Consider the following 2838-nt stretch of genomic DNA (forward strand, 5'->3'; position numbering starts at 1 on the left):
CGGCGCCGGCGCCGCGGCGAGCGCGCCGAGCGCCGGGAGGTCGCACGCCGCGGCGGGCGCGCTCGCGTCGCAGCTCGCCGCATCCCCCGCGGCGACGCTCCCGGCGGCGGGTGCGGACGCAGCGACCGCCCCCGCCGCCTGCGCGGCGCCACCGGCAGGCGGCATGAGGATCATGAGCCGGTCGGTGGCGAGGAGCGCGCCCACGGCGACGAGGAGCGCGCCGGTCGCGAGCTCGACCTTGCGCAGGTGCGGCTTCACGCGGTCGAGGAGCCGGAGCGCGCGCGGCGCGAAGGCGGCGGCGAAGAGGAGCGGCGCGACCAGGCCGGCCGCGTAGGTGCCGAGGTAGAGCGCGCCGCGCGCCGGGCTCGCGCCCGAGCTCGCGGTGTAGGTGAGCACGGAGCCGAGCACCGGGCCGATGCACGGCGTCCAGCCGAGCGCGAACGCGCCGCCGAAGGCGAACGACGCGAGGAGGGATCCCCCTGGCGCCGCGCGCGCGAGCCAGGGCCGCCGCTCGCGATCGAGCCCCGGCAACCGCAGGACGCCGAGGAACTTGAGGCCGAACAGGACGACGACGATCCCCGCGACCCGGAGCAGCACCTCGCGGTGCGCGGCGAGCAGCGTCGCCGCCGCGCTCGCCCCGAGCCCGAGCGCCACGAACACGCTCGCGAGCCCCGCCGCGAACGCGAACGCCGTCGCCACGAGCCGCCCGCGCGCGCCGCCGGCGCGGACGTCGGCCACCGACGCGCCGCCGAGGAGCCCGAGGTAGATGGGCACGAGGGGGAGCACGCACGGCGACAGGAAGGTGAGGACGCCGGCGGCGAACAGTCCGGGGATGTCGAAGCTCATGCGGTCTCTCTGGCTCCTCCGTGCGAGTCGGAGCCGGGGACGCGGCGAGCGGTTCCGGCGAGCTCCCGGAAAGCGCCCCGAACCCCCGGAAGCGGTGGCTCACCGGGGGCGGACGGGCGCCTTCAGAACCCCGCGATGCCCTCGTGCACCGCGCGCCCCTCGAAGAGGACGGCCTCCACCTGCTCGAGCCAGCCGCGGTTGTGGCCGGTGATGTCCTCGACCGTGGTCGCGTACGGCACGTCGGGCTGCACGGGGCGGTTCTCGAAGGCGAGCGCCGCGAAGAACTCCTCCGCGGAGCGCTCGGCGTGGGCGGCGAGCGGCGCGCCCGGCTCGAGGGGCTGCACGCCCATCGCGGCGTTCGGGATGGAGAGCGAGAGGAGCCCGTCGGGATCCGTCCAGCGGGCGCCGAGGTTCTTCGCCTCCTGCTGGCTGCCGCCGGCGCCCTCCGTCGGGCCGCCGAGGAGCACGGCGCGGCGCGAAGCGCGCAGCATCCCGGCGAGCCGGTCGCAGGCGCTCATGCAGCTCGGGCTCGTGAGCACCACCACCCTGCCCTCGTAGCCTCCCACCGCGTCGCTCGCGCGCACCGGGCCCTCGAGGAAGGCCGGCGTGTAGTCGCGCCGCTCGCGCTGCGCGAGCCCGATCGCCTCGACGATCTTGCGCGGCTCGAACGCGTCGTCCGCGGCGCGGGCGGGCGCGGCGCTCGGCGGCGGCATCCGCTGCTGGTAGACGAGCTGGTTCTGCGTGGTCGCGCGCAGGACGAGCGCGCCGCCGGGGTAGGCCTCCCCGGGCTCGGACAGCATCGCGGCCACGGTGCTCGAGTGGGCGATGTAGCCGCCGGTGTTCTGGCGCAGGTCCACGACGAGGTCGAGCCCCTTGTCCTTGCACTCTCCGACGAAACCCTCGAGGACCGCGCCGAACGGGCGCGGCTCGTCCCCCGCGGCGTGCAGGGTCTCGCTGAGGAACGAGAGGATCTGCACGTAGCAGAAGGCGCGATCGCGGCGGCGCACCACCTCGCCCACCCGCACCGCGACGCGGTCGCCCTCGTCGAGCTCCTCGGTGAGCCCCCTCGCGTCGCGCGGCGCCAGGATGGGGTCCGTGCGCAGGTACCCCTGCGCGGCGTTCGGATCCCGGTCCCAGGTGTCCTTCCCCTGGTCGTAGCGCCAGGCGAGGAGGTCGCTCGTGACGATCCCGGTGCGGCGCACGTAGCGGCTCGCCATCACGTGGCCGGCGGCGTCGGGGGAGATCCACCAGGGCAGCTCGACCACGCGCCGGACGCCCTTCACCGACACCGCCAGCGTCGCGGTGCGCCGCTGGGGGTAGGCGAAGTCGCGGCGCGTCACCGCGTCCACGGCGCGCTCGAGCCGGGCGCCGCGCGAGCTCGCCGGCACGAAGCGGGCGAGCTCCTCCACGACCTCCGCCGCCGGGCGGCCGTCGATCTCCAGCACCTCGTTGCCGGCCGCGAGGACCTGGTCGACGCCCCGCAGCCCCGAGACCTTCGCGAGGTACGAGACGAGCTTCTTCTCGCGGTTGGCGATGACGATCTTGCCGCCGTCCGCGAGCCGCAGGCCGAACCCGAGCGCGACCTGGGGCAGGCGCACCGGCGCCCCGAACAGCAGGTGGCCGTCCTCGAACGCGGCGGTGCAGCGGCGCATCCGATCGTAGAACCGCAGCGGATCGTCTTCCCTGGCGATCGCCCGCTCCTCCGCGACGCACGCGTCGAGGTGCGCGCGCGAGTCGAACGACGGCGTGCCGCCGTGGGCGAGGAGGCGCCCCTTCACCGGGAAGAACACGTACCGCTTCTCCATCGCGTCGCGGAGATCGCAGGCGAGCTTCGCGCGCTGCCGCGGCGAGCAGAGCGGCGCGCCGGCGCAGCCGTCGTCCTCCGGGAGCGACGCGACCCCGTCGCACAGGTCGGCGCGAGCCGCCGGCGCGGCGTCGCCCGCGATCGGCTCGGCCGGCGCGGGGGTGACCGCCGCCGGGGGCGGCGCGGCG

General features: G+C 76.4%; 2 protein-coding genes. Both read right to left on the reverse strand.

Annotated elements, in window-relative coordinates; all coding sequences use genetic code 11:
* The coding region (locus tag MNY60_RS23425; RefSeq protein WP_242362045.1) for a cytochrome c biogenesis protein CcdA at nt 1-846 on the reverse strand (846 nt) is incomplete at its 3' end.
* A gap of 122 nt (nt 847-968) precedes the next feature.
* Nucleotides 969-2838 (reverse strand): S41 family peptidase (locus MNY60_RS23430; RefSeq protein WP_242362048.1); only part of this gene is annotated, 1870 nt, incomplete at its 5' end.

The sequence above is a fragment of the Anaeromyxobacter sp. SG17 genome (genome assembly GCF_022690695.1).
Lineage (GTDB): Bacteria > Myxococcota > Myxococcia > Myxococcales > Anaeromyxobacteraceae > Anaeromyxobacter > Anaeromyxobacter soli.